Origin of the sequence: Yersinia sp. IP36721 (genome assembly GCF_003634395.1) — a bacterium.
GTDB lineage: Bacteria > Pseudomonadota > Gammaproteobacteria > Enterobacterales > Enterobacteriaceae > Yersinia > Yersinia entomophaga.
In genome coordinates, this window is sequence record NZ_QCZL01000005.1 from 34,967 (window position 1) to 60,517 (window position 25,551).

Consider the following 25,551-nt stretch of genomic DNA (forward strand, 5'->3'; position numbering starts at 1 on the left):
TTAGAGCCTCGGAAAAAGAGTGAATAATCAGATTTTTGCCAGTGTAAATGAAATGCTGCCGATGTATCTAATAATTCGCAAAAGTAGCGGATCAGAGACGGGAAAAAAGAGAAATAATTTAATCTTGAGTGTTTTTTATGCGTTTTGCGGCTATCTTTTAGACGGCAAACTAAGAATTGTCTGGAATAGCGTTAAGTGAGGAACTTCACAATTTCGACAAAAATTCGGGAAAAGGCGTATACTTTTAGCGAGTTACACTGTTCTTGAAATGATTTGTTACACCATATAAAAGTTTAGACAACGATTCAGGTGCAGAGTTTCTACCTAAGTTTTGTTATATTTTAATGGTGTTTTTGTTTAATTGAAAATAATTTGCGTCTTGAGGTGGTTATGAAAAAAATTGCATGTCTTTCAGCAGTAGCAGCTTGTGTATTGGCAGTGAGCGCAGGTAGTGCATTTGCAGGCCAGAGTACCGTTACTGGCGGTTACGCTCAGAGCGATTACCAAGGTGTTGCTAACAAGGCTTCAGGTTTCAACCTGAAATACCGCTACGAGTGGTCCGATTCCCAACTGGGCGCTATCGGTTCTTTCACTCACACTGAAAAAAGTTCTTTCGGTGACAGCAGCAGCGTTTACAACAAAGCACAGTACAACGCAATCACTGCGGGTCCTGCTTACCGTATCAACGATTGGGCTAGCGTTTATGGCGTAGTTGGTGTGGGCTATGGTCGTTTCACTGCAAACGGCGCGGGTAACCCAGAAGCTAAATCGGGTTCAAGCGATTACGGCGTAGCATACGGTGCTGGTGTTCAATTGAACCCAATGCAGAACGTAGCGCTGGACTTCTCTTACGAGCAGAGCCGCATCCGTAGCGTTGACGTTGGTACCTGGATCGCTGGCGTTGGTTACACTTTCTAAGAGTAATCAGCCGGTTTAGTATTGGTTCTTACGAACTAAATGCGAAATCCAATAAAAATCCGCCTTTGGGCGGATTTTTTATGCTCCGAGTATTATCAGATACAAAATTATGCAGATAGCAGCCTTTATGGAAGCGCATTTTCCAATTTATAGCTAGATAATTATTTTTTTGGTAAATATTAAAATTTATTTATACTGTTTAATTCTTGTAAAGAAAGAATTAACCATTTTTATTCAACGGATATATTCCCTCGCCCTAAGTAAAAGTATTTAATTATATTAATTACAAAAAGTTGACTGATATTAATTGTTGGAACGCAGACGTTCTGGTCTGACAAGGTTATTCATTATTGATGTGAATAAATAATTACATTATCATTTTCCATGTCATTTAATTAATCACATGGAATCGTTAATGAAAGGAATCGGAGCGTTATTACTCAGCTTATTATTAACCGGATGTGGCGGGACTTGGTTCCCGGAAGGCCATTATAGTGAATCTCGTGAACCGAAATTTCGACTTCACGGTGATGAGCGCACAGGTGCAGAACGTATGGCGGATTGTCATCGCACTAAGAGCTGTCGCGGTGATGAGTGGCGCCAACCTAACCCGGATTATGTCGGCCTTAGCGTGACTTACTGATAAACCTGCGTCATCTAGTCTCATTGAATATCATTAATGATGGATAATATTTTAGTCACCGTTATTGATATTCAACGTTAACCATCCCGCGTTCTTGCCGTGCTTAAATAAGACTGACTACGCTGTGTTATATGGAAATTTTCAAATTAATTTACGATGTGGAATGCGTAAATCGACCGCACCAATTCAACAGATTTTGCGATATTCAATATAGCGAAGCTGTTCGCGCTTCTGCCAGTGGGTTTATATTCTAGCCGTTTACCCTGGCATTTCTCTCAATTAAAACCACCTTCGCCGAGTGACATTATCCGGAGCCAGTGACGCTGACTCCGGGAGATTGAATAACTTAATAATTGCTGGCAGCTTCTTCTATTAGTGCGATGATTTCATTGGGATGAGAGGCTAGAGACGCATGGCTGGAGTCCAGCCGAATGGTTTTTTTCGGTTTCATGCGTTCGGTAAACCATTGTTGGGTTTCCGGCGGAATCATATGGTCCTGATTGGATATTTGATACCAGCTTGGCTTAGTCTTCCACGCGGGTTCCGTTGAAGTGTCGGAGAAGCATTTTCCTGAGGTCGGCTTTTGTGCAGCAGCCATGACAACGGCTTCGGTTTTGTCCAAATCCTGACAGAAACTTTCATGGAACTTATCGTATTTTATCCATAAAAAGTCGTCCTGATCCGGAAACAGATTAGCGGCTCCGGAAGGTAAATCGCGCAGTTGGAAAATACTGCCGAGACTTTCGCCTTTATCCGGTGCAAAAGCGGCGACGTAAACCAGTCCTACTAGATTAGGTAAATGTCCAAGCTGAGAAATAACCATGCCACCGTAGGAGTGACCGACCAGAATGGTCGGGCCCTGGAGCGAGGTGGCCAATTTTTCGGTGCGTTCCACATCGTCGGCCAGAGAGGTCAGCGGGTTTTGTACCGCGTACACCGGATAGCCTTTATTATGTAAAGTCGGAATAATATGACGCCAGTGCGAACCATCGCCCCAGGCACCGTGTACCAACAAGATATTCGGTTTTGTCGTCATGTTGTGTCCCATTATCAGAGTGCACTATAAAGTATGATAATCCGCGGCCCCTTGCCGCAATACCACACATCCATCAAAAGTATAGTTTAGATATGTGACTAATTGATGAGGCAGGGCAAACTCACGCATCGGTTTTAGCAATCTCATAACTCAATAAATTCGACTTACGAGCATTTAAAATCAAACGACTAGCATTGAAAACCCAGTCGAAAGATAAATAATAATAATTATAAAACAATAATTTAACCTGTGGGTTAATTCTTAATTTAATTATCTTATTGATTTGTAATTATTCAATGTTGTGACAAACTATAAGATATAAATTATTAAAAACTTTATTAATTGTGCTGGTTTCCTGACTATTCATTAATATAAAACAATAGGTTGAGCCACCATGACTGCGCTAGCACACCCCGTTATCCCTCAGACCCAGGATACCCGACTCGAGCAGCAGATACTTCGACGCTCTATTTTCTGCACTTTGATTATTGCGGGGATGGGGATTGGTTTTGGTATTTTATGTGGGTCGATCTCGATTATTTTTGACGGCATGTTTTCGGCGTTAGATGCCGGTATGTGCAGTTTATCTCTACTGGTGTCACGTTTATTAGGACAGCCGAATAGCCGCCGTTTTCAATACGGCTTCTGGCATGTTGAACCCTTGGTACTGGCATTTAACGGCAGCCTATTAGCCTTTCTATGTCTTTACGCCTTTGTAAATGCTATCAAAGGCATTACAGAGGGGGGCAGGGAGCTGGAATTAGGCTGGGCCATTGCGTATGCGTTAGCGGTCAGTATTTTCTGTTTTACCATTTTCCTGAAGCAGCGCCGGTTAAATAAACAGGTGAAATCAGAGCTGATTGCGTTGGATACCAAAAGCTGGCTGATGTCTGCCTGCATCAGTTCTGCGCTACTGGTGGCTTTTCTGCTGTCCTGGAGTTTGGAAGGCACCGCCTATGAGTATCTGATTGTTTATACCGATCCGGCGGTGTTGGCATTGTTAACTTTGATTTTGATTCCGGTGCCAATTAAAACTGTCATATCCGCCGTGCGCGAAGTACTACAAATGACGCCGGATACGCTTGATGTTTCTATCGAACGTATTATGGAACGCTTAATTCTGGAATACGGTTTCCTGGATTATTCCCATTATGCAACACGGGTCGGCCGAGGTTTATTTATTGAAATTCATGTGGTTATTCCGGAATCTATGGAAAATGATGGCGTACGGCGTTTTGATAAAATCCGCGATGAGATAGCTTTGGCGATTGGAGACCCCGGACCGCATCGCTGGCTGACAATTTCATTTACCCGCGATTCTAAATGGCTGTAATTATTGTTTAGCCTTCAGGCGTTCTCCCCAAAATATCAACGAATGAAGAGGCTTTATTCTGTCGCACTATCTACGGGGGAATGGTTCTGCCAGATTCTATTATTATCCCGCCATTGGATATACATCGGTGAATTACGCTCGATTCCCGCAATCAATTTATATTAAAGATTATCTGATGGCGCTGTATTGCTGTTTTTTTCTAAATATTTCTTAAACAACTGGCGAAAGCTGAGAACTTTTCAAAAAAGGCGTGCTTTAATCCCTGCGCAATAAAAATGCAGTATCTCGTTTGGCGAGGCTCCTATACAAACACAGGTTACTGATCTGACGACATCGAGAGATGCCCAAGGTTAAGACAGGCTTTATCGGATTAAGGTTTAGCCCAAAGTAACTTCTGATGACTCTATCAGATACGTTGTATAGTGCTAAAACCTGGACGCGGAGATAGGCAGTCTGCACTCCCTCTTTGGTTACCGCCCCTATGCGATCACTGTTGAAGTCTTAACAGATATAGGGACAATCATGATTAACTCACTATCACACAATAATGCTCAGCTCAACACCAACGCCGATGTCTGCGAAGATGCATCCGTCGCGGCTTATATGAGCGATAATTTTATTACTATTTCTGAAAAACTGACCGCTAAGGAAGCCTGTGACTATTTGCTTTCTCAGCTTCAGACGGATGAAATTCCTTCTCAATTATTTGTCACCAGCGATGATTATCACCTGTGCGGCGTGCTGTCGGTAAAGAAGTTACTGCAATCCATCGAACCGAACAGCCCGGTCGGCACCATGATGAACCAAACCTTTTTCCATGTTTCCCCTGACGATGAGCGTAATGATGTCGCGCATCTATTAAATAAAGGCGGCGTAGATGTGGTGCCAGTTTTGGTTAATCGGAATTTGGTTGGAGTATTGGGCGAAAAAGAAATTGCTCGTCTGATCGAAGATGAAAACACCGAAGATGCCCAGCGCCAGGGTGCCAGTTTGCCTTTGGATAAGCCTTATTTAAGTACCAGCCCGTGGGAATTATGGAAAAAGCGCTGTCCGTGGTTGCTGATGTTATTTGTGGCCGAAGCTTATACCGGTACGGTAATTAAAGCGTTTGAAGAACAGCTGGAAGCAGTTATTGCATTAGCATTCTTTATTCCATTGCTGATTGGTACCGGTGGTAACAGTGGAACGCAAATTACGTCTACTCTGATTCGCGCTATGGCATTAGGGGAAGTCAGTCTGCGTAATATCGGTAATGTGATCAAAAAAGAGGTCACGACCTCATTAATGATTGCTGTCACCATCGGTGGTGCTGCTTGGATTCGCGCGTGGATTATGGGCGTGGGAATGGACGTTACGTTAGTCGTTAGTCTGGCATTGGTCGCTATTACTATTTGGAGCGCCTTTGTTTCATCCATTATTCCGATGCTGCTCAAAAAAGCCGGAATAGATCCTGCGGTAGTTTCAGCGCCCTTTATCGCCACTTTTATTGATGGTACGGGGCTGATTATCTACTTCAAGATCGCGCAAGTTGTTTTGAATATATAACCAAAGAGTGGGTATGACGACGGAACGCTGCGCTTGTATATGAGTACAGAAATGGTCAATTTTCTGAGTACCAGTGCAGCGTTTTTAATAAAGATGTAGCCGCGGATAAATCAATTATTCGCGGCTAACGTAAAAAGGGATTGAGGAGGTGGTCATCGCAACATATTGTTTGGTAAAAATATTAAGGGGATTATTATAGATTAGATCAAACAAAGGTTTGTTATGAATAACATGACGGTATTTATGTGGTTTCTTGGAATTATCAGCGTATTGGGTTTTGTGGCCATTTATATGAGTGCGAAATGGGATGAATAACAGCAAAGGGTATGATTTTGCCTAGAAGCATCCTTCCTGCAAAAAATGTAGGATGTGCAGGAAGGATGAGCATGCTTAATGATTATCATTGTCAATGAAGTAAGTGAATAAGTGTTTTATAAAATAAAGCAGGTAAAGCTCGGATTTATTTTATAAAATATACAAGGAAGGTGGTTATGGTCTTTTATATTATCGGCATTCTTTATGCCACCTTTATGATTTCTGTCGGTATTTACGAGATTAATCTGGATACGGGAGAAAGTCAGGAAACTTTTTATCGGATATTACTGGTGTTCTCAGGTAGCATAATAGTCGTTGCCTTTATATGGAGCCTGTTACATCGGCTGAAAGGCTCGAAAAAATAAAGAGAAGAGGCTGCGCAAAAGTTAATCATTCGCATTTCTCTTATTAACTGAATTACTAAAGTTAAAGCATCCGGCCTAGGGCGGGAGATTTTTTTATGCCCAAAATCGGTCGATGTAAATCCAGCCGTCGCTAAGTGAGTACGACATGCAAAATGAAAAACAAGACGTTGCCTTGAAGTCTATGGTGGCCAGCGGGTTACTTTCGGTTGGTAAATTTGTCGTGGGCATATTTACCGGAAGTATTGGTTTGATTTCTGAGGGAATTCATTCTCTGACGGACTTTATTGCTACAACTATTACCTGGTGTGCGGTGCGCGTGAGCGATAAACCTGCCGATGAAGATCACCATTTTGGTCACGGAAAGGTCGAGAATATGGCGGCTCTGTTTGAGATTCTACTGTTGGTAATGGCGGCGGGCTGGATCGCCGTCGAGGCATGGAAACATTTCTGGGGGGAAACTCAGCCCATTATCGCTGCGCCAGCGGTTATTGCGACGTTGCTTATTGCAATGGTGATTGATTTCTACCGGGTTCGCGCGTTAAGACGAGTTGCAGCGGAAACAAATAGCGCTGCGCTAGAAGCCGGAGCGTTGCATTTTCTCTCCGATATGATGTCGTCCGGAGTGGTGTTGCTGGGCATGGTATTTGTTTTATTAGGCTATCCAAAAGCCGATGCGGTAGCGGCTATGGTAGTCGCGCTGTTTATTCTGGTGACGGCAATCAAATTAGGAAAACGCTCGTTTAATACCTTAATTGATACCGCGCCCGAAGGAATACAGTACGAAATTACCGGTTCATTGACGCGTTTCCCGGAAGTGCTTGGCGTAGCTAAATGCCGGGTGCGCGATGCCGGAGCTATGCTATTTATCGAAGTGACTATCGTAGTATGCAGAACGTTATCTTTGGAACGTATCGATCGGTTAAAAAGGCATATTTCCGAACAATTGGCGGCGGATTATAGCGAGGCTGAAATAACCCTATTGGCTACGCCGAAGAAAAGAAGCGATGAAAATATGGCGACTCATTTACGGGTTATCGCCGCCAATAATGACGTAGCCATTCATAATTTAACTTTGCAGCAGTTAACTAGCCATACCTGTATTAGCCTGGATTTAGAAGTGCCAGCGCATTTCAGCGTGACTCAGGCCGACGTGGTGGCTAAAGCGATGAAATCGGCTATCCGTAACGATTTGGGCAGAGAAACTGAAGTCGATATTCATATTGAACCGCAGATAAACTACTTGCTCAGCACGGAAGATGTAGCGGAAGAAGAACTGACGATGATTCGCGAGGCTTTACAGCGTTTAACGCAGCAGGACAGCATTTTGCGAGGGATTCAGGATGTCAAAGCGCGAAATACCGACGTTGGTATCGTAGTCAGTTTCAATTGTATCGTGCTGCCTTTTATTTCTGTGATCAAGGCTCACACCGCCATCGATAATATCGAAATGAAGCTGCGCGCACTTTATCCCACCATTTCCCGCGTTGTGGGTTACGTTGAGCCGACACCGGTTAATCCTGCTCCGGCAATAATGGCCACCCCGATCCCCGTCGCTCCCGTGCCTACGACATAAAGTTCAGCAATTATTGCTGTGCATGGCTGTGTGCCGATGGCGCGTTTTACGCGATTAACCGTCAGACAGCCGATATTATTCATGACGGTTTCTGGACAGGAAAGCGGTGACTAAAAGCGTCATTCTCGGCGGGCGATGGGAAATTGTGCAAACGAAGGGCGATACTGCGGCCATATTGTGGCATAATGCGCGCCGAATCACATATTTCTAATATTGATCTCCCCCTATTCAGTAATCCAATCGAGAGCAAGCTCTGTGCTAAGTACTAACAATATCACCATGCAATTCGGCAGTAAGCCGCTGTTTGAAAACATCTCTGTAAAATTTGGCGGCGGCAACCGCTATGGTTTGATCGGCGCTAACGGCTGCGGCAAGTCAACCTTTATGAAAATCCTCGGTGGCGATTTAGTACCGAGCGCAGGCAACGTATTCCTCGATCCAAACGAGCGTTTGGGTAAATTGCGTCAGGATCAGTTCGCCTTTGAAAACAATACCGTACTCGACACCGTGATCATGGGTCATGGCGAGCTGTGGGAAGTGAAAGAAGAACGCGACCGCATTTACGGTCTGGCCGAAATGAGCGAAGAGGACGGCTATAAAGTCGCCGATCTGGAAGTTGCCTACGGTGAAATGGACGGTTACAGCGCAGAAGCCCGAGCAGGTGAATTATTACTTGGCGTAGGTATTCCGGTAGAACAGCATTATGGCCTGATGAGCGAAATCGCACCGGGCTTTAAACTGCGTGTGCTATTGGCGCAGGCGCTGTTCTCCAACCCGGAAATTCTGCTGCTCGATGAGCCAACCAACAACCTGGATATCGATACTATCCGTTGGTTAGAGCAGGTGCTGAACGAACGTAGCAGTACCATGATCATTATTTCCCATGACCGTCACTTCCTGAACATGGTGTGTACCCACATGGCGGATTTGGACTACGGCGAACTGCGGGTTTATCCAGGTAACTACGACGAATATATGACTGCGGCCACTCAGGCTCGTGAACGTCTGTTGTCTGATAATGCTAAGAAAAAAGCGCAGATTTCCGAGTTGCAGTCTTTCGTTAGCCGCTTTAGTGCCAACGCCTCCAAATCTAAACAGGCGACTTCCCGTGCCCGTCAGATTGATAAAATTCAGTTGGATGAAGTTAAGGCCTCAAGCCGTCAGAACCCGTTCATTCGCTTCGATCAGGAAAAGAAACTGTTCCGTAACGCGCTGGAAGTGGAATCTATTACTAAAGGTTTCGACAACGGCCCGTTGTTTAAAAATCTGAAGCTGATGGTGGAAGTTGGCGAGAAGGTCGCGATTCTGGGCCAGAATGGTATTGGTAAAACCACATTGCTGAAATGTCTGGTTGGCGAGACTGAACTGGATTCCGGCAGCGTTAAGTGGTCTGAAAATAGCAAAATCGGTTATTACGCGCAGGATCATGCCAGCGATTTCGACATTGACCTAACGGTCTTCGACTGGATGAGTCAGTGGAAACAGGAAAAAGACGACGAGCAGGCGGTTCGCAGTGTTCTGGGTCGTTTACTGTTTAGCCAGGACGATATCAAGAAGAAAGTTAAGGTGCTGTCTGGTGGTGAGAAGGGCAGAATGCTCTTTGGTAAGCTGATGATGGAGCGTCCAAATATTCTGATTATGGATGAACCAACTAACCACCTGGATATGGAATCCATTGAAGCGTTGAATATGGCGCTGGAAATGTATGAAGGTACTTTGATCTTCGTTTCCCATGACCGCGAATTCGTTAGCTCACTGGCGACTCGTGTGATTGAAATGACTCCAGGCAAAATCCACGACTTTACCGGTAACTACGAAGACTATCTGCGTAGCCAAGGTATTCAGTCTTAATTAATATCGATTAGCGCTGAAATTAAAAAAGGCTGGTGCAAATGCATCAGCCTTTTTGTTTTCTGGCGTAGCCTAACGCTTAGTTTTTACCGCAGACTTCGCAGTGAGGTGCTTTCGCCAGCTTGATGGTGCGGAATTCCAGCGTCATGGCGTCCAGCATTAGAAGCCTACCACGGCGTACCTCGCCGTAACCGCTAAGCAGCTTAATGGTTTCCATTGCCTGTAAACTTCCTATAGTGCCGACCAATGGGGCCATGACGCCGGTTTCCACACAGGTGAGGGGGGTATCACCGAACAAACGACTCAGGCAGCGATAGCACGGCTCATCGTCCTGATAGGTAAATACGCTGATTTGCCCCTCCATTCGAATCGCCGCGCCGGAAACCAGTGGCTTTTTCTGAACAAAGCACAGGCGGTTTAGTTGTTCGCGAATTGCCAGGTTATCCGTGCAATCCAGGACTAAATGATGATCGGCGATAGCGGCTGAGAGCTGCGAATCATCCAGTTGGCGATCCAACGTAGCCACGCTCAAATGCGGATTGATTTCTTCTAAAGTCAGGCGCGCAGACGCGACTTTGCTCATGCCGATCCGGTCATCCCGATGCAGAATCTGGCGCTGTAAATTTGATAAAGACACGGTATCAAAATCCAGCAGCGTTAAATGCCCAACGCCCGCCGCCGCCAGATATTGCGCGGCGGCGCAGCCTAAACCGCCTAGCCCGACGACCAAGACGCGTGAGGCTTTAAGCTTTTCCTGACCGTCGAAATCGAAACCGCGCAGGACAATTTGCCGGTTGTAGCGCAGCATTTCAGCATCTGAAAGTTCCGGCAGCATATCAGCCTCCCAGCAAGCCGTTAAATAGCTCTATGTCTACGCTTTCTCCAACGGCGACCGAACCTCGATCCCGTTCTAAAACGATAAAGCAGTTGCCTTGGCTGAAGGCGCTGAAAACATGCGAGCCTTGATGCCCGGTGGAGCTGACCTCCAGCTTACCGTCGGCACCGCGGGAGAAAATCCCACGCTGGAAATCCAGTCGTCCCGGCGATTTTTTCAATGGCGTAATCGCCGTTGCAGTCAGGCGTAGCGGCGGTTGCCATGAAGTCTGTCCGGCCAGTTTAGCCAGCAGCGGTTGCACCAGTTGATAGAAAGTCACAACGGCAGAAACCGGGTTACCTGGCAGGCCGCAGAACCAGGCGTTCTTCAGTTTGCCGAAAGCGAAAGGTTTACCCGGTTTGATTGCCAGTTTCCAGAAGCCGATGTCGCCCAGTTCTTCTAGCATTTGTTTGGTGTAATCCGCTTCACCTACGGAAACACCGCCGCTGCTGATTACCAAATCAGCCGCTTCATCAGCCTGGCGGAAGGCGTGGCGCAAAGCTTCCTGATCGTCTGGGATCACACCTAAATCGATAACCTGACAACCCAGTTGTTGTAGCATTAAATGTACGGCAAAACGGTTGGTATCGTAAATCTGGCCTTCTGCCAGCGGTTGGCCTACGGCCTGTAGCTCGTCACCGGTAGAAAATATGGCGACTTTCAACTGGCGCATGACCTGCAATTTGGCAATGCCGAGGGAAGCTAACAGGGGCAGTTCGGCTACGCCCAGTTTGACTCCTGCGGGGAACACGCTGGCACCTTGCTGGATATCTTCCCCCGCCAGGCGAATATTTTGCCCAGCTTTTACCGGGGCGGTGAATAACACGCCTTGTTCACTTACGCTGGCCTGCTCTTGCATAATGACCGCGTCGGCACCGCTCGGAACCGGCGCACCGGTCATAATACGAATGCAGCTGTTGGCGGGCCATTCACCGTGGAATGGCGACCCGGCAAAGGCTTTCCCAGCGACGGACAACGCAGTTTGGGCATTCACCTCATGACTGCGTACGGCGTAACCGTCCATTGCCGAATTGGCGAAAGGAGGAACGTTAATGGGGGAAGTCACTGGGCTGGCGGTAATCCGGCCTGCGGCATCTGTCAGCGGAATATTTTCCGTCTCTGTGAGCGGAGTAACCTGCGACAGCATTTTTTTCAGCGCCTGTTCCAGAGAAATTAAATCCGAGGTGTTACAGTGATCCATGCTGGACTCCGTGGTCAGGACATTCCGGCGGGTAAGTCAGTCACCGGCGGTAAAATATCCAATCAAAAAGGGTGAGGGCGGCTATTATGGCAGAGATCGACAAGAGGGTGAATGAATTGACCGGCAAAGGGACCGGCGACGTCACACTCGGAGCAGCGCATCAGGGGATAAACGGGAGCACATATGAATAGCCAACAGATTCTGGATTTCTGGTTTAATGAAATAGACCCGGCATTCTGGTTTACAAAAAGCGATGATTTCGATGCTTTGCTACACAAACGTTTTGGCGCGGTCTGGCAGGCGGCGTCCAAGGGCGAACTGGCGGAATGGCGACAAACTATCGACGGGCGACTGGCAGAAATCATCGTTTTGGATCAATTTAGCCGAAATTTATTCCGCGATACGCCCGCTTCTTTCTCCTGCGATGGTATGGCCCTGGTGCTGGCGCAAGAAGCCATTCATACTGGCTTAACCGGGCAATTAACGCCGGAACAGCGCGGGTTCCTCTATTTGCCGTTTATGCATTCGGAATCACAGAAGATACATCAGCAGGCTTTAGTGTTGTATACCGAGCTTAATAATGGCGACCAGTTGGAGTATGAGCTGCGGCATAAAGCAATTATCGACCGCTTTGGGCGTTATCCACACCGTAACCATATTCTCGGGCGAGTTTCCAGCGCGGAAGAACAGGCGTTTCTTCTGCAGCCAGGGTCTGGCTTCTAAAAATGCCACATCAGAACCTGGCTATTACGAATATAAGATGGCTAGGTTCTTATTTATTTTAGTGATGCTTAAAAAGCAATTTCCGCAGCCATCCTTTATTCTCCTGTTCTATCAGGAATTTTTTAATAGAAAACACATTGGCGTCGGAGTGCCAAATTTGGCCGCGATCGCTACTTCAGTATTACAGCGTTTCTTAAAACATACCGCTTCGTATTCACCATGTTCATTGATGGCATGATCAAGTGCGAAGAAAATAAATGGTGATAAAAATAACGTTCGTCATGTTAGTTAGGTGTTTATGAAGGAATATTTATTGCGATTGAAAATAATGAGGCGTAATTCAATAAAACCAATAAACCCGAGGGGCTATAAGCAGGATTGGCCAATAAAATGGCAAAAATAAATTAATATTTATCGCCTAGGGGAAGGGCATTGAAACGAAATATAATGACAGAGGAGGAATGATTAGTTGGGGAATAAAAATTATTCCCCAATGGAGCGACTTAGTTATGCAGATACTCAGCGTGGAAGCGCAGATGATCTTCAATAAATGTCGCTATGGTGAAATAGCTGTGATCATAACCAGGCTGAATGCGTAGCGTGAGCGGCCAGTCTTTTTGGCGCGCGAGTTCCGCCAGTTTGGCTGGCTGTAGCTGATCGGCCAGGAATTGATCGCCATCGCCCTGATCGACCAGAATCGGCAGCGGCTGGTCACTGTTAAACAGTAAATGACAACTATCATATTGCAGCCATTTTGTTTCATCTTCACCAAGATATTCTGTGAATGCTTTACGCCCCCACGGAACCTGACAAGGATTAACAATAGGAGCAAAGGCAGATACTGACTGATATTGCTGTGGATTACGCAATGCCAGCATTAAGGCACCGTGGCCGCCCATTGAATGCCCGCTGATAGATTGCCGTTCGCTAACGCTAAAGTGTTGGCGAATTAACGCCGGTAACTCTTCGCTGACATAATCGTACATACGAAAATTCGCTGACCAGGGTTTCTGAGTGGCATTCAGGTAGAAACCTGCTCCCTGACCCAAATCGTAGTTTTCGTCATTCGGTACGTCTTCGCCGCGAGGACTGGTATCCGGCATCACCAGTACCAATCCCAGCTCGGCTGCAATACGCTGCGCGCCGGCTTTCAGAGTAAAGTTTTCGTCGTTGCAAGTCAGGCCAGACAGCCAGTACAGCACCGGCGGCGGATTATCATCACGCGGTGGTGGCAGATAGATGCTGAATGTCATGTTGCAATTCAGGCTGCGGGATATATGGCGATAACGCTGCTGCCAGCCGCCAAACATCCGATGCTCTTCGAGAAGTTCAATTGACGTATGCATGTCTGCTCTGCCTCCTGGCTTTATTTATTAAAGTGAATCACGCTGCGAATAGATTTACCTTCATGCATTAAATCAAAGGCTTCGTTGATTTGCTCCAGACCCATAGTATGAGTAATAAAGTCGTTCAGCTGGAATTTACCGTCTAAATATTGCTGCACAATGCCCGGCAACTGGGAGCGTCCTTTTACGCCGCCAAACGCAGAGCCACGCCATACGCGGCCGGTAACCAGCTGGAATGGACGGGTGGAAATTTCTTCACCGGCACCGGCTACGCCGATAATCACCGATTCGCCCCAGCCTTTGTGGCAGCATTCCAGCGCCGAGCGCATAACATTAACGTTGCCAATACATTCGAAGGAGAAATCTACGCCGCCGTCGGTCAGCTCCACGATCACGTCTTGAATCGGTTTCTCATAATCTTTTGGATTAATCAAATCCGTGGCGCCCAGTTTGCGGGCCAGATCGAATTTACTGGTGTTGAGATCGATACCAATAATACGACCTGCGCCAGCCATCTGTGCGCCGATAATGGCGGACAGACCGATGCCGCCTAGGCCAAATATTGCCACCGTATCGCCCGGTTGTACTTTAGCGGTGTTCATTACCGCACCCATGCCGGTGGTGACGCCACAGCCTAGCAGGCAGACTTCTTCCAGCGGCGCTTCTTTATTAATCTTCGCCAGCGAAATTTCCGGTACGACGGTTAATTCGGAGAAAGTCGATGTGCCCATGTAATGGAAAATAGGCTGACCATTTTTAGAGAAGCGGGTAGTACCGTCTGGCATCAAACCCTTGCCCTGAGTAGCGCGAATCGCCTGACACAGGTTGGTTTTGCCGGAGCGACAGAATTTGCATTCTCCACATTCTGGGGTGTACAGCGGAATGACGTGATCGCCCACGGCGACGCTGGTGACGCCTTCGCCCACGGCCTCAACAATACCGCCGCCTTCGTGGCCTAAAATCGCCGGGAAGACGCCTTCGGGATCTTTGCCAGACAGGGTGTAAGCGTCGGTATGGCAAACGCCAGTGGCGACGATACGCACCAGCACTTCGCCTTTTTGCGGTGGCATCAGGTCCACTTCTTCAATGGATAGCGGCTGGTTCGGCCCCCATGCGACGGCGGCGCGGGTTTTGATCATCTCCATGGTGTTGCTCCTCGGTTTTTCACGATAGTGTTATGTAAATTGACTTTTTATGTATACTATTTGTTGCGTTAACGTTTTAAGTTACGGGTTTTGCAGTGGTTTCAATTTGCTCAATAATCAGCTCTTTCAGTGCGCGAACGTTCGGGCTGAAGGCATCTTTTCGCCAGATAAGCCAGGTGGCGGTATCGGCAAATTCAGGGGGTAACGGGTGTACCCGAACCCGTTCGTGGCCGGGTAGTAATGCCAGTACTGAATGGGGTATGAGCGCCAGACCGGCACCGCTGGCAACGCAGGCCAGCATGGCGTGATATGACTGGATTTCCAGAATAGTGCCAGGCAGCACGCCAGCCTGTCGAAACCATGACTCCAGCCTTAAACGGTAGGAGCAACTGGGGCGGAAGGCAAATAGGGTTTCATCCACAGCGTCTTTGGCCTGACTGATCGGCGGGTGATCCAGGCATGAGATGATCACTAATTGTTCTTCGAAAGATCGGCAGCCATGTAGTTCTTCATGGTGAACTGGACCATCGACCAATGCCGCAGCCAGCGTACCGGCGCGTACCTGTTCGATAATTTCGCCGGAAGTGCCGGTGTTCAGCGATAGTGAAACCTGAGAATAGCGTTGATGATAAGCGGCCAGTAAGTTGGGTAAACGCGTGGCTGCGGTGCTTTCCATCGATCCCAATGGAAAATTGCCCGCAGGCTCACCGGCATGGGTAATACGCATGGCTTCTTCACTCAACGCCAGAATACGGTTGGCGTAACAGAGAAAATTATGGCCCATCGGCGACAGGCGCAGACGCTGCTTTTCACGGATAAACAGATCGGTACCCAGCTCAACCTCAAGCTGGCGCAGGCGGGTGGTTAGATTCGACGGCACGCGATGCATCTGTTCCGCCGCTCTGGCTACCGAACCGGTTTCCGCTACGCAGCAAAACATGCGGAGTTGGGTTAAATCCATTACTGTTCTCTTTTTGTGATGAACTTCATGAGTATTATTCATTTTTTGTGATTCTAATGCTGAGGCATGATATTAGCAACTTTCTTTTAACCGGCAGTTTGGGAACAGGCAGAACAGAGTCATGGCGTTAAGAATCGCTTTAAGTGGGTTTCTGGCATTAGTGGTAGCAATGGGGATTGGCCGATTTGCTTTTACGCCGCAGGTTCCTCTCATGATAGCTGAACATCAGTTCAGCCTGACCGGCGCGGGGCTGGTGGCGGCATTCAACTATCTGGGTTACCTGTGTGGTGCCTACGATGCGATGCGAGCCAATCGTTACGTTGAGCGTCGCCTGTGGCTGGGCGTATGGGGCGCAGTGACGCTGACATTGCTCTCCGCCGTAATAGAAGGCCCGTGGTGGCACGGTGTGGTGCGTTTCGCTATCGGTTGGGCCAGCGGCTGGTCAATGGTGTTGGTGGCAGCATGGACTAATGAGCGACTGGCGCACTATGGTCGCCCGGCTTTTAGCGCTGCGGTGTTTGCCGGGCCGGGAGCGGGTATTTTTATTAGCGGTATACTGGCCGTTGTAATTCATAGCTACGGGTTAACGGCATCGCAGGCTTGGCTGGTTTACGGTGTGTTGGCGCTGGTGCTGATTGGCGCGATCAGTATCAACTTACCCAGAGCAGGGGAGTTACATCGCCCGCAGGTAGCGGCGGAACCGTTGATTTTGACGCCTGCGCTGAAGCGTTTGGTCTGGAGCTACAGTCTGGCCGGTTTCGGTTATATTTTGCCGGCGACGTTTCTCTCACAAATGGCGGCCGCGCGTTTTCCAGACAGCCTGTTCGCTCAGTTTGTCTGGCCGGTTTTTGGTGGTGCAGCCGTGGTTGGTATTGGCTTAGGCATTTTGACGCGTCGTTGTCTGACGACTCAAACTCGTCTGGCATTGACGCTGTGGGTGCAGGCATTAGGGGTTCTGTGCGCTGAATTAGTGCCGGGCGTGAGCGGTTTGGCTCTCGGCGCGATGTTGACCGGCGGCGGTTTTCTCTGTGTGGTGCAGCTATCTTTGCAGCACGGGCGAGAGCTGGCACCGAATCACACGCGCTACATGGCCGGTTTGCTCACCACGGGCTATGCCGTTGGGCAATTAGTCGGGCCAATGCTGTCTGCGACCTCCACGGCGTTAACTCACCGGCTAGAGCCTGCGCTGTATGTGGCGGTCGTCGCCCTGATTGTGGCCGGGGCTTTGGTGTTCAATACGGCGGCGCGCGCCGGAGAAAAAACGACGGGATAATTCGGGGAGATAAAGCATCTGAAACCGCTGTGGATAAGGGCATATTGCCCTTATTTCATCATGATATGAAACACAATCACTGGATAATCTGCACGCTCTCATCTAGAGTGGGGCACAAAATCCGGACGTGATCTGCATCAATGTTTATTCCCGCCGGGTGCGTAAGCCTGTTGGAGAGAAGAATGTCATCGCTAAGTAAAGAAGCAATATTGGTCCATGCTGCATTGGAAGCCCGTGGTCTCGAAACCCCGTTACGAGGACAAGTGTTAGATTCTGAAACGCGCAAACAGCGCATTCAGGAGCATATGACAGAAATTATGCAGCTACTGAATCTCGATCTGTCCGATGACAGTCTGGCCGATACCCCAAGACGCATTGCCAAAATGTATGTGGATGAGATTTTCTCTGGTCTGGATTACGCCAATTTCCCTAAAATCACCGTCATTGAAAACAAAATGAAAGTGGATGAGATGGTCACGGTTCGGGATATCACTTTGACCAGCACTTGTGAACATCATTTTGTCACTATCGATGGTAAAGCCACCGTTGCCTATATTCCGAAAGACAGCGTGATCGGTTTGTCGAAAATCAATCGTATTGTGCAATTCTTTGCCCAACGTCCGCAGGTACAAGAACGTTTGACTCAGCAAATTTTGCTGGCGTTGCAAACTCTGTTAGGCACCAATAATGTGGCTGTGTCCATTGATGCGGTGCATTATTGTGTTAAAGCACGCGGTATTCGTGATGCAACCAGCGCGACCACCACCACCTCTTTGGGCGGGCTATTTAAATCCAGCCAGAACACCCGGCAGGAATTCCTGCGCGCGGTGCGCCATAGCAGCTAATTCCTTTATTGAACGAGACGGCACGCTAAAGTGCCGCTAAACAGGATGTCGAGTATGCGTCAACGGATCGCAACTTTGGACAGCGCGAGAGGGTTGGCCATTCTTGGCATTCTTCTCCTCAATATCAGCGCGTTTGGTCTGCCTAAGGCCGCCTATCTCAATCCCGCTTATCTGGGAATGCCTTCGCTGTCTGATGCCTGGACGTGGGCAATTCTGGATATTTTTGCTCAAGCCAAATTCTTATCGATGTTCGCTATTCTATTCGGCGCAGGTATTGAATTGCTGTTGCATCGGGGGAAAGGGTGGATACAGGCGCGGCTGTCTATTTTGCTACTGCTAGGATTAATTCACGGAATTTTTTTCTGGGACGGCGATATTCTGCTGGCCTATAGTCTGATCGGTTTAGTTTGCTGGCGAATGATTCGTGATGCTAAAAGTGCTGAAAGCTTATTAAGAACCGGCGGAGTGTTGTATCTGATTGGCGTCGGCGTTTTGCTATTACTCGGTTTTATCGTCACCGGCGAGCCAGGGCAGTTTTGGATGCCGGGACCGGCGGAATTACAGTACGAACAGTTCTGGAAGCTACAGGGGGGCCGTGAGGCGTGGATAAATCGCGTTGATTTATTGTCTTCCAATTTGATAGCAATCGGCGCGCAATACGGCTGGGAACTGGCCGGCTTTATGCTCTTTGGCGCAGGATTAATGCGCAGCGGCTGGCTGCGTGGGCAGTTTAGTTTGCTGCACTATCGCCTACAGGCCGCGTGGATGATACCGCTTTCACTGGTCATTCAAATCCCGGCTATCGCTCTGCAATGGCATCTACAATGGGAATATCGCTGGACCGGATTTTTGCTGCAAGTGCCGCGGGAACTGGGCGCGCCGCTGCAAACGCTGGGTTATCTGGCGTTGTGTTACGGTTTTTGGCCCAGTTTGTCCCGCCTGCGTATCAGTCACTGGTTAGCCAACGTTGGGCGTATGGCGCTGAGCAACTATCTGCTACAAACGCTGATTTGTATCACCATTTTCTACCGTTTCGGTCTGTATCAGCAATTAGATCGCTTGCAATTATTAGCGGTGGTTCCGGCTGTTTGGTTATGTAACCTATTGTTCTCTAACCTATGGTTATCCTGTTTCAAACAAGGGCCGCTCGAGTGGGCGTGGAGAAGGTTGACCGCACAGGCCTGTGGACAGGTGGCAGAGAGCACTGATAGTAAGAAGTAATCTACTTGATGAATAAACTGAAGCTGGTTAGTTAAAAATTTGTATGTAAGCGTTTTCTTTCCTGTGACGTATTTCACGTAGTCGCAACCCTAAACTGGTTAGGATAAGTGCCAATATCGGCAGTATGCAGAATGAATGCGCTGCCTTCCTCACCACAGGGCGATGTTTCTATGGCCACAGTCAATTCCATTACTATTCGTGATGTTGCCAAACTGGCTGGCGTTTCTCTCGCTACGGTATCCCGAGTGCTGAATAAAAGTGCGGCGATCCGTCCGGCCACGCAGGCCGCAGTGATTAAAGCGGTGGCCGAGCTGGGGTATCGCCCCAATGCCAATGCTCAGGCACTCGCGAACCAAAGTAGTGACACCATTGGCGTGGTGGTCATGGATGTCTCCGATCCCTTTTTTGGCGCCTTGGTCAAAACGGTCGATACCGTAGCGCAACAGCATGATAAGTATGTATTAATTGGTAATGGCTATCATCAGGCTGACAAAGAGCGCCATGCTATCGAAGTGCTGATCCGCCAGCGCTGTAATGCTTTGGTGGTTCACGCCAAAGCGTTAGATGATGCGGAACTGATCGCTTTTTTGGATCAAATTCCCGGAATGGTATTAATAAATCGAATCATTCCCGGCTACGAATCACGCTGCGTTGGGCTGGATAACGTTAGCGGTGCGCAAATGGCCAGCCGATTACTGTTGAAACACGGCCACAGACGCATTGGTTTTCTTGGTTCTAACCACCCCATTGACGATGTGATTCAGCGCCAGCACGGCTATATTCAGGCTTTGGAAGCAGCAGGGGTTTACCCGCAGGAGAGTTGGCGTACCTACGCTACGCCGGATTTGGCCGGTGGAGAAACGGCGATGATCGATTTGCTGAGTCGCAATCTCAATTTGAGCGCGGTTTTTGCCTACAACGATTCTATGGCTGCCGGGGCGCTGGCGGTGCTAAAAGAAAACGGTATCATCGTCCCGGAGCAGTTTTCCCTAGTGGGTTTTGATGATATTCCTATTGCGCGCTATACCAGTCCAAAACTCACCACGGTTCTCTATCCTATTGTTTCAATGGCAATTTTAGCTACTGAATTAGCCCTCTCCGGTGCCAGTCAATCGCGAGAGGATAATGCCAGCTATTGCTTCCAGCCGACGTTGGTTCCGCGTCACTCCGTTACTTCCTGCCAAACTGTGGCATCGCTCACTAGTTGAGTATTTATTATTGTGTAACCGTTTTCAATCTGTGAGAAAATTCACAGATTATTAACAAAGCCCCGTCTATGCTTTATTCGTTTTCTCTCTGCCTGGATCGCAATTTTACCGCTGAGGTAAGGCAAATTACCGGTAATGACCCCGCAGATAGTGTGATGTTGTTTTGCCTTCACTCGCGGTAAGCGGTGCTTTCTCGGGAAACTGACCGTTAAGCACTGATATGTTCGCTGGTGGCAGGCTACTTACACAGCTTTTTCGGAGTTGAGTGAGGTCAAGGACGATAGATATTCAGTTGTCAGCTGCTCTGACCGATGGTTTCGATTATCGCTAAGGCAACGGTGTTATCACCCTGTACTACCCTACATAAACCCGGAGATACAAATGAATAAGAAGGTTTTCACTTTAGCCACTCTGGCCGCTAGCATGCTGTTTGGCGCGGCCGCTCAAGCAGATACCCGCATTGGCGTCACCATTTATAAATACGATGACAACTTTATGTCGGTTGTGCGTAAAGCCATTGAAAAAGAAGCCAAAGGTTCGCCTGACGTCACGCTGTTGATGAATGATTCTCAGAATGACCAATCTAAACAAAATGACCAAATCGACGTATTGCTGGCGAAAGGCGTGAAAGCGCTGGCAATCAACCTGGTTGATCCTGCGGCGGCTCCGGTCGTGATTGATAAAGCCCGCGCAAACGATATCCCGATCGTGTTCTACAACAAAGAACCTTCTCGTAAGGCTTTGGATAGCTACGATAAAGCTTATTACGTGGGTACTGATTCTAAAGAATCCGGTGTGATTCAGGGCGAACTGATAGCCAAACACTGGAAAGCCTCACCGGCGTGGGACCTGAACAAAGACGGCCAGATTCAGTATGTACTGCTGAAAGGTGAGCCGGGCCATCCGGATGCAGAAGCGCGTACCACTTACGTGATTAAAACGCTGAATGATAAAGAAGGCATTAAAACTCAGCAGCTTCAATTAGATACCGCGATGTGGGATACCGCGCAGGCGAAAGACAAGATGGATGCCTGGTTGTCTGGTCCTAATGCCAACAAAATCGAAGTGGTTATCGCGAACAACGATGCAATGGCAATGGGCGCGGTTGAAGCCTTAAAGGCGCACAACAAAACCAATATTCCAGTATTTGGCGTAGATGCATTACCGGAAGCATTGGCATTGGTTAAATCCGGGCAAATGGCCGGTACAGTGTTGAACGACGCGAATAATCAGGCAAAAGCTACCTTTGATTTAGCAAAAAATCTGGCCGCAGGCAAAGACGCGACTGACGGTACTAAATGGAAAGTGGAAAATAAAGTTGTGCGAATTCCATACGTGGGCGTAGATAAAGACAATCTGGCTCAATTTACCAAATAAGTATTTATTACCTGCTGCTCCGTTTCGCTCAGGGGGGCCGGGCGGATCAGCGGGTTTTATCAGGTATCCTTATTTTAAAGCGGTTTTGATCGCCAATGATGCGAAGCCGTTTTTTAGCCAGGTGTAGCTATGGCCGATATTAATACAGCACAGCCGCGCGAGTGGTTGCTGGAAATGAGTAATATTAATAAATCATTTCCGGGCGTAAAGGCATTAGATAACGTTAATTTAAAAGTCCGACCGCATTCTATCCATGCCTTAATGGGAGAAAACGGTGCCGGTAAATCAACGCTATTAAAGTGTCTGTTTGGTATCTATAAAAAAGACTCTGGCAGCATTATCTTCCAGGGCGAAGAAATAGAATTCAAAAGCTCAAAGGAAGCTCTTGAGCATGGCGTTTCAATGGTACATCAGGAATTAAATCTGGTATTACAACGTACGGTGATGGATAACATGTGGCTGGGGCGTTATCCAACCAAAGGTATTTTTGTCGATCAAGACAAAATGTACAAAGATACCAAAGCGATTTTTGATGAATTAGATATTGATATCGACCCGCGTGATAAAGTGGCTACGCTATCGGTATCGCAAATGCAGATGGTCGAAATAGCCAAAGCTTTTTCCTACAATGCCAAAATCGTTATTATGGATGAGCCAACGTCGTCACTAACGGAAAAAGAAGTGAACCATTTGTTCACCATTATCCGTAAATTAAAAGACCGCGGCTGTGGCATTGTTTATATCTCTCACAAGATGGAAGAGATATTCCAGCTGTGTGATGAAATTACTATTTTACGCGATGGACAATGGATCGCCACCCAGCCGCTGGTCGGCCTGGATATGGATAAGATTATCTCGATGATGGTCGGGCGCTCTCTGAGCCAGCGTTTCCCCGATCGGCAAAATAAACCCGGCGAAGTTATTCTGGAAGTTAAAAATCTGACTTCACTGCGTCAGCCTTCAATTCGCGATGTGTCCTTTGATCTGCATAAAGGGGAAATTCTCGGCATTGCCGGTTTAGTGGGGGCGAAACGCACGGATATCGTCGAAACGCTCTTTGGCATTCGCGAGAAAATCAGCGGAACCATCAAACTACACGGTAAATCCATCAATAATAACAGTGCCAACGAAGCGATTAATCATGGCTTTGCGTTGGTTACGGAAGAGCGCCGTTCTACCGGTATCTATGCGTATCTGGATATTGGTTTCAACTCTCTGATTTCTAATATTCGTAATTATAAAAATAAATTTGGTCTGCTGGATAATAGCCGGATGAAAAGCGATACCCAATGGGTGATTGATGCCATGCGGGTAAAAACTCCCGGCCATAGAACCAGTATTGGCTCACTTTCCGGCGGAAATCAGCAAAAAGTGATTATTGGCCGTTGGTTATTGACTCAACCAGAAATATTAATGTTGGATGAACCGACGCGCGGTATTGACGTTGGGGCTAAATTTGAGATTTATCAGCTCATTACCGAACTGGCGAAAAAAGGAAAAGGGATAATTATTATTTCATCCGAAATGCCAGAGCTGTTAGGGATCACCGACAGAATTCTGGTTATGAGCAACGGTCTGGTTGCGGGAATTGTCGAAACGAAGCAAACCTCGCAAAACGAAATATTGCGTCTTGCATCCTTGCACCTCTAATCTAGTTGAAGGTTCTTATTATGAATGCGTTAAATAAGAAAAGCTTGCTCACTTATCTTAAAGAGGGCGGGATTTATGTAGTTTTGCTGGTGCTGCTGGCAATTATCATTTTCCAAGACCCAACTTTTTTAAGTTTGATGAATTTAAGTAATATTTTAACTCAGTCCTCAGTACGTATTATTATCGCGTTGGGCGTTGCCGGGTTAATTGTGACTCAGGGTACGGATTTATCCGCCGGACGACAGGTCGGTTTGGCTGCGGTCGTTGCCGCGACTATGTTACAAGCGATGGATAATGTGAATAAGGTTTTCCCTGATTTACAAACCGTACCTATTCCATTCGTTATTTTAACTGTCTGTCTGATTGGCGCAATTATTGGTTTGGTTAACGGTATTATTATCGCCTATTTAAACGTCACGCCGTTTATTACCACTTTGGGCACCATGATTATCGTTTATGGAATCAACTCCCTGTATTACGATTATGTGGGCGCCTCTCCAATTGCCGGCTTCGATCCTGCGTTTTCCTCATTTGCTCAGGGATTCCTGCGATTCGGTGATTTTAAACTCTCATACATTACGTTTTACGCATTGATTGCTATTGGCTTTGTTTGGGTGCTGTGGAATAAAACTCGTTTCGGTAAAAATATCTTCGCCATCGGTGGTAATCCAGAGGCGGCAAAAGTTTCTGGGGTTAACGTTCCGCTAAACTTAATCATGATTTATGCATTGTCCGGGGTGTTTTACGCCTTCGGCGGGATGCTGGAAGCGGGACGTATCGGCAGTGCCACCAACAACCTCGGTTTTATGTATGAATTGGATGCCATCGCAGCCTGCGTGGTTGGCGGCGTATCCTTTAGCGGCGGGGTAGGTACGGTCTTCGGCGTGGTCACCGGGGTTATTATTTTCACGGTCATTAACTACGGTTTGACCTATATCGGCGTAAACCCTTACTGGCAGTACATTATTAAGGGCGGAATCATTATCTTCGCCGTGGCGCTGGATTCACTGAAATATGCCAAGAAGAAATAAAGGCTAATTGAAAGACGGTCTCGATTAAGAGAAAAGCCAGCCAGGAGTCATCCGGCTGGCTTTTGTTTTTTTATACAGTTTATGGCGACTGAGATTCTTGGTTCTGGCGCCGCGAGGGACGCTTCGGCGGCATACGCCACTTCGATTCCCTCGCCGCACTCCCCCGTTACTACCTCGGTTGTTCAACACCCAGGTGCGGCACGCTCGCGGATCAGGTTATTTCTCTCGCTTATCAGCTGCCAGCTTATGTTCCAGTTCGACCAATTGTTCCGGTGATACCGCAGGATAACCCTGAGCATCATCAGGCACGATATGCACAGCCGGAATAGGAATCAGTGGCCCAAGAAAACGCGGCTCGCGCTTCAAAATATAGAGGTCAGTCAATGCACCCAAGCGAGCAAAAATCTCTCTGACTCGCACCGAAAGCATATTTTTCGGTGAAGGAACCGCATAGCACTGCGCCTGAATCCCCATGTGCATGGCTATAAACAGCGCGCGTTCGCAGTGGAAACGCTGCGTGACGATAATAAAATCGTTGGTGTCGAATACCTTGCGGGTGCGAACGATAGAGTCCAGCGTGCGGAAACCGGCATAGTCCAGCACGATATCTGCAGGAGCCACGCCAGCGGCAATAAGATCTCGTCGCATGGTCATCGGCTCATTATAACTTTGCTGCGCATTATCGCCGCTTAACAGCAGGTAGTTTACCTTGCCGCTGTTGTAGGCGTTAATCGCCCCTTGAATACGATAAAGGTAAAACTGATTGATGACGCCGGTACGATAATATTTTGCCGTTCCCAGCACCACGCCGACCTGACGATGAGGTAATTGTTGAATTTCATCATAGATATAGGGGGCGGTTTTCCAACTAATCCAACGATCGAGCACAATAGCCGACGCCATCAGCAATCCTGCGATGATAAATAAGCTGAAAATCAGGCGTTTCCACATTCTCGGGCCTTGGTTGCGTCGATGCTTGGGGTTATCTGCAAGGCTACTTTACCTGATACGGCGGCGCAAGACGTGACGAGGGCAGTTAAGCTGATTTTTGTCATTAAAAAGCAAGGATTTCTCTAACTGGATAGAGATTAACCTGCCCGAGGGCAGGTTGAGGTAA

The 25,551-nt window shown here is 47.7% G+C and carries 23 protein-coding genes and 1 riboswitch; of the genes, 16 read left to right on the forward strand and 7 right to left on the reverse strand.

Annotated elements, in window-relative coordinates; all coding sequences use genetic code 11:
* Window positions 1–390 precede the first annotated feature (390 nt).
* Both ompX and DBA33_RS06630 read left to right on the forward strand, forming a co-directional pair.
* Complete coding sequence (gene ompX / locus DBA33_RS06625) at window positions 391–918, forward strand: outer membrane protein OmpX (RefSeq protein ID WP_049596628.1); 528 nt, start codon at window positions 391–393, stop codon at window positions 916–918.
* A 415-nt stretch (window positions 919–1,333) separates the two neighbouring features.
* Window positions 1,334–1,561: a hypothetical protein gene (locus DBA33_RS06630; RefSeq protein WP_064512696.1), complete on the forward strand. Its 228-nt coding sequence runs from the start codon at window positions 1,334–1,336 to the stop codon at window positions 1,559–1,561.
* Between the two features lie 346 nt (window positions 1,562–1,907).
* On the opposite strand, the gene DBA33_RS06635 is transcribed toward DBA33_RS06630, so the two are convergent.
* Entirely contained in the window at window positions 1,908–2,597 is a 690-nt protein-coding gene (locus tag DBA33_RS06635; RefSeq protein WP_064512698.1) for an alpha/beta hydrolase, read from the reverse strand.
* Window positions 2,598–2,991: 394 nt separating this feature from the next.
* Here DBA33_RS06635 and DBA33_RS06640 point away from each other — a divergent pair, with 394 nt between their 5' ends.
* From DBA33_RS06640 to DBA33_RS06660, 6 genes are all read left to right on the forward strand, one after another.
* The gene (locus tag DBA33_RS06640) at window positions 2,992–3,930 is read left to right on the forward strand and encodes a cation diffusion facilitator family transporter (RefSeq protein WP_120805956.1); all 939 of its coding nucleotides are present in this window, start codon (window positions 2,992–2,994) and stop codon (window positions 3,928–3,930) included.
* Window positions 3,931–4,207: 277 nt separating this feature from the next.
* A riboswitch (M-box (ykoK) riboswitch) is annotated at window positions 4,208–4,381 on the forward strand.
* A 71-nt stretch (window positions 4,382–4,452) separates the two neighbouring features.
* Window positions 4,453–5,475, forward strand: coding sequence for a magnesium transporter (locus DBA33_RS06645; RefSeq protein WP_064512702.1), 1,023 nt, complete (start codon window positions 4,453–4,455; stop codon window positions 5,473–5,475).
* Between the two features lie 231 nt (window positions 5,476–5,706).
* Entirely contained in the window at window positions 5,707–5,790 is an 84-nt protein-coding gene (gene mgtS / locus DBA33_RS20625) for a protein MgtS (RefSeq protein ID WP_338063273.1), read from the forward strand.
* Window positions 5,791–5,966: 176 nt separating this feature from the next.
* Window positions 5,967–6,155 carry a hypothetical protein gene (locus DBA33_RS06650; RefSeq protein ID WP_064512703.1) on the forward strand — a complete coding sequence of 63 codons (189 nt, stop codon included), beginning with the start codon at window positions 5,967–5,969 and terminating at the stop codon, window positions 6,153–6,155.
* A gap of 145 nt (window positions 6,156–6,300) precedes the next feature.
* Window positions 6,301–7,728, forward strand: a complete 1,428-nt coding sequence (locus tag DBA33_RS06655; protein WP_120805958.1) for a cation diffusion facilitator family transporter — start codon at window positions 6,301–6,303, stop codon at window positions 7,726–7,728.
* Window positions 7,729–7,983: 255 nt separating this feature from the next.
* Window positions 7,984–9,579: an ABC-F family ATPase gene (locus tag DBA33_RS06660; RefSeq protein ID WP_071889709.1), complete on the forward strand. Its 1,596-nt coding sequence runs from the start codon at window positions 7,984–7,986 to the stop codon at window positions 9,577–9,579.
* Between the two features lie 79 nt (window positions 9,580–9,658).
* Here the strand turns inward: DBA33_RS06660 and moeB are convergent, their stop codons facing one another.
* On the reverse strand, window positions 9,659–10,414 hold the full coding sequence (gene moeB / locus DBA33_RS06665; RefSeq protein ID WP_162975173.1) for a molybdopterin-synthase adenylyltransferase MoeB: 756 nt from the start codon (window positions 10,412–10,414) through the stop codon (window positions 9,659–9,661).
* Between the two features lies 1 nt (window position 10,415).
* Window positions 10,416–11,654: a molybdopterin molybdotransferase MoeA gene (gene moeA / locus DBA33_RS06670; protein ID WP_064512711.1), complete on the reverse strand. Its 1,239-nt coding sequence runs from the start codon at window positions 11,652–11,654 to the stop codon at window positions 10,416–10,418.
* A 183-nt stretch (window positions 11,655–11,837) separates the two neighbouring features.
* Between moeA and DBA33_RS06675 the strand changes: the two genes are divergently transcribed.
* The gene (locus tag DBA33_RS06675; RefSeq protein WP_064512713.1) at window positions 11,838–12,377 is read left to right on the forward strand and encodes a DUF924 family protein; all 540 of its coding nucleotides are present in this window, start codon (window positions 11,838–11,840) and stop codon (window positions 12,375–12,377) included.
* Window positions 12,378–12,880: 503 nt separating this feature from the next.
* Here the strand turns inward: DBA33_RS06675 and fghA are convergent.
* From fghA to DBA33_RS06690, 3 genes are all read right to left on the reverse strand, one after another.
* Complete coding sequence (gene fghA / locus DBA33_RS06680; RefSeq protein ID WP_120805960.1) at window positions 12,881–13,723, reverse strand: S-formylglutathione hydrolase; 843 nt, start codon at window positions 13,721–13,723, stop codon at window positions 12,881–12,883.
* Window positions 13,724–13,743: 20 nt separating this feature from the next.
* Window positions 13,744–14,868 carry an S-(hydroxymethyl)glutathione dehydrogenase/class III alcohol dehydrogenase gene (locus DBA33_RS06685; RefSeq protein ID WP_162975174.1) on the reverse strand — a complete coding sequence of 375 codons (1,125 nt, stop codon included), beginning with the start codon at window positions 14,866–14,868 and terminating at the stop codon, window positions 13,744–13,746.
* A 76-nt stretch (window positions 14,869–14,944) separates the two neighbouring features.
* Window positions 14,945–15,829, reverse strand: coding sequence for a LysR family transcriptional regulator (locus DBA33_RS06690; protein WP_064512718.1), 885 nt, complete (start codon window positions 15,827–15,829; stop codon window positions 14,945–14,947).
* Window positions 15,830–15,950: 121 nt separating this feature from the next.
* Between DBA33_RS06690 and DBA33_RS06695 the strand changes: the two genes are divergently transcribed.
* From DBA33_RS06695 to mglC, 7 genes are all read left to right on the forward strand, one after another.
* Entirely contained in the window at window positions 15,951–17,102 is a 1,152-nt protein-coding gene (locus DBA33_RS06695) for a YbfB/YjiJ family MFS transporter (protein WP_064512719.1), read from the forward strand.
* Between the two features lie 182 nt (window positions 17,103–17,284).
* Window positions 17,285–17,947, forward strand: a complete 663-nt coding sequence (folE, locus tag DBA33_RS06700; RefSeq protein WP_049596613.1) for a GTP cyclohydrolase I FolE — start codon at window positions 17,285–17,287, stop codon at window positions 17,945–17,947.
* 54 nt (window positions 17,948–18,001) lie between these two features.
* Window positions 18,002–19,168 carry a DUF418 domain-containing protein YeiB gene (gene yeiB / locus DBA33_RS06705; protein WP_120805962.1) on the forward strand — a complete coding sequence of 389 codons (1,167 nt, stop codon included), beginning with the start codon at window positions 18,002–18,004 and terminating at the stop codon, window positions 19,166–19,168.
* A gap of 170 nt (window positions 19,169–19,338) precedes the next feature.
* Window positions 19,339–20,376 carry an HTH-type transcriptional regulator GalS gene (gene galS, locus DBA33_RS06710; protein WP_064518199.1) on the forward strand — a complete coding sequence of 346 codons (1,038 nt, stop codon included), beginning with the start codon at window positions 19,339–19,341 and terminating at the stop codon, window positions 20,374–20,376.
* 381 nt (window positions 20,377–20,757) lie between these two features.
* Window positions 20,758–21,753: a galactose/glucose ABC transporter substrate-binding protein MglB gene (gene mglB / locus DBA33_RS06715; RefSeq protein ID WP_064512723.1), complete on the forward strand. Its 996-nt coding sequence runs from the start codon at window positions 20,758–20,760 to the stop codon at window positions 21,751–21,753.
* A gap of 129 nt (window positions 21,754–21,882) precedes the next feature.
* Window positions 21,883–23,403 (forward strand): galactose/methyl galactoside ABC transporter ATP-binding protein MglA, encoded by a 1,521-nt coding sequence (mglA, locus tag DBA33_RS06720; RefSeq protein WP_120805963.1) that lies wholly within the window; start codon window positions 21,883–21,885, stop codon window positions 23,401–23,403.
* A 20-nt stretch (window positions 23,404–23,423) separates the two neighbouring features.
* The gene (gene mglC, locus DBA33_RS06725) at window positions 23,424–24,434 is read left to right on the forward strand and encodes a galactose/methyl galactoside ABC transporter permease MglC (RefSeq protein WP_049596609.1); all 1,011 of its coding nucleotides are present in this window, start codon (window positions 23,424–23,426) and stop codon (window positions 24,432–24,434) included.
* A 216-nt stretch (window positions 24,435–24,650) separates the two neighbouring features.
* Here the strand turns inward: mglC and sanA are convergent, their stop codons facing one another.
* The gene (gene sanA / locus DBA33_RS06730; RefSeq protein ID WP_064512726.1) at window positions 24,651–25,385 is read right to left on the reverse strand and encodes an outer membrane permeability protein SanA; all 735 of its coding nucleotides are present in this window, start codon (window positions 25,383–25,385) and stop codon (window positions 24,651–24,653) included.
* Between the last annotated feature and the right edge of the window lie 166 nt (window positions 25,386–25,551).

Bases quoted from the DNA above. Each gene is read 5' to 3' on its own strand.
- ompX (WP_049596628.1), top strand. From the start codon at position 391: ATGAAAAAAATTGCATGTCTTTCAGCAGTAGCAGCTTGTGTATTGGCA.
- DBA33_RS06630 (WP_064512696.1), top strand. From the start codon at position 1,334: ATGAAAGGAATCGGAGCGTTATTACTCAGCTTATTATTAACCGGATGT.
- DBA33_RS06635 (WP_064512698.1), bottom strand. From the start codon at position 2,597: ATGACGACAAAACCGAATATCTTGTTGGTACACGGTGCCTGGGGCGAT.
- DBA33_RS06640 (WP_120805956.1), top strand. From the start codon at position 2,992: ATGACTGCGCTAGCACACCCCGTTATCCCTCAGACCCAGGATACCCGA.
- DBA33_RS06645 (WP_064512702.1), top strand. From the start codon at position 4,453: ATGATTAACTCACTATCACACAATAATGCTCAGCTCAACACCAACGCC.
- mgtS (WP_338063273.1), top strand. From the start codon at position 5,707: ATGACGGTATTTATGTGGTTTCTTGGAATTATCAGCGTATTGGGTTTT.
- DBA33_RS06650 (WP_064512703.1), top strand. From the start codon at position 5,967: ATGGTCTTTTATATTATCGGCATTCTTTATGCCACCTTTATGATTTCT.
- DBA33_RS06655 (WP_120805958.1), top strand. From the start codon at position 6,301: ATGCAAAATGAAAAACAAGACGTTGCCTTGAAGTCTATGGTGGCCAGC.
- moeB (WP_162975173.1), bottom strand. From the start codon at position 10,414: ATGCTGCCGGAACTTTCAGATGCTGAAATGCTGCGCTACAACCGGCAA.
- moeA (WP_064512711.1), bottom strand. From the start codon at position 11,654: ATGGATCACTGTAACACCTCGGATTTAATTTCTCTGGAACAGGCGCTG.
- DBA33_RS06675 (WP_064512713.1), top strand. From the start codon at position 11,838: ATGAATAGCCAACAGATTCTGGATTTCTGGTTTAATGAAATAGACCCG.
- fghA (WP_120805960.1), bottom strand. From the start codon at position 13,723: ATGCATACGTCAATTGAACTTCTCGAAGAGCATCGGATGTTTGGCGGC.
- DBA33_RS06685 (WP_162975174.1), bottom strand. From the start codon at position 14,868: ATGGAGATGATCAAAACCCGCGCCGCCGTCGCATGGGGGCCGAACCAG.
- DBA33_RS06690 (WP_064512718.1), bottom strand. From the start codon at position 15,829: ATGGATTTAACCCAACTCCGCATGTTTTGCTGCGTAGCGGAAACCGGT.
- DBA33_RS06695 (WP_064512719.1), top strand. From the start codon at position 15,951: ATGGCGTTAAGAATCGCTTTAAGTGGGTTTCTGGCATTAGTGGTAGCA.
- folE (WP_049596613.1), top strand. From the start codon at position 17,285: ATGTCATCGCTAAGTAAAGAAGCAATATTGGTCCATGCTGCATTGGAA.
- yeiB (WP_120805962.1), top strand. From the start codon at position 18,002: ATGCGTCAACGGATCGCAACTTTGGACAGCGCGAGAGGGTTGGCCATT.
- galS (WP_064518199.1), top strand. From the start codon at position 19,339: ATGGCCACAGTCAATTCCATTACTATTCGTGATGTTGCCAAACTGGCT.
- mglB (WP_064512723.1), top strand. From the start codon at position 20,758: ATGAATAAGAAGGTTTTCACTTTAGCCACTCTGGCCGCTAGCATGCTG.
- mglA (WP_120805963.1), top strand. From the start codon at position 21,883: ATGGCCGATATTAATACAGCACAGCCGCGCGAGTGGTTGCTGGAAATG.
- mglC (WP_049596609.1), top strand. From the start codon at position 23,424: ATGAATGCGTTAAATAAGAAAAGCTTGCTCACTTATCTTAAAGAGGGC.
- sanA (WP_064512726.1), bottom strand. From the start codon at position 25,385: ATGTGGAAACGCCTGATTTTCAGCTTATTTATCATCGCAGGATTGCTG.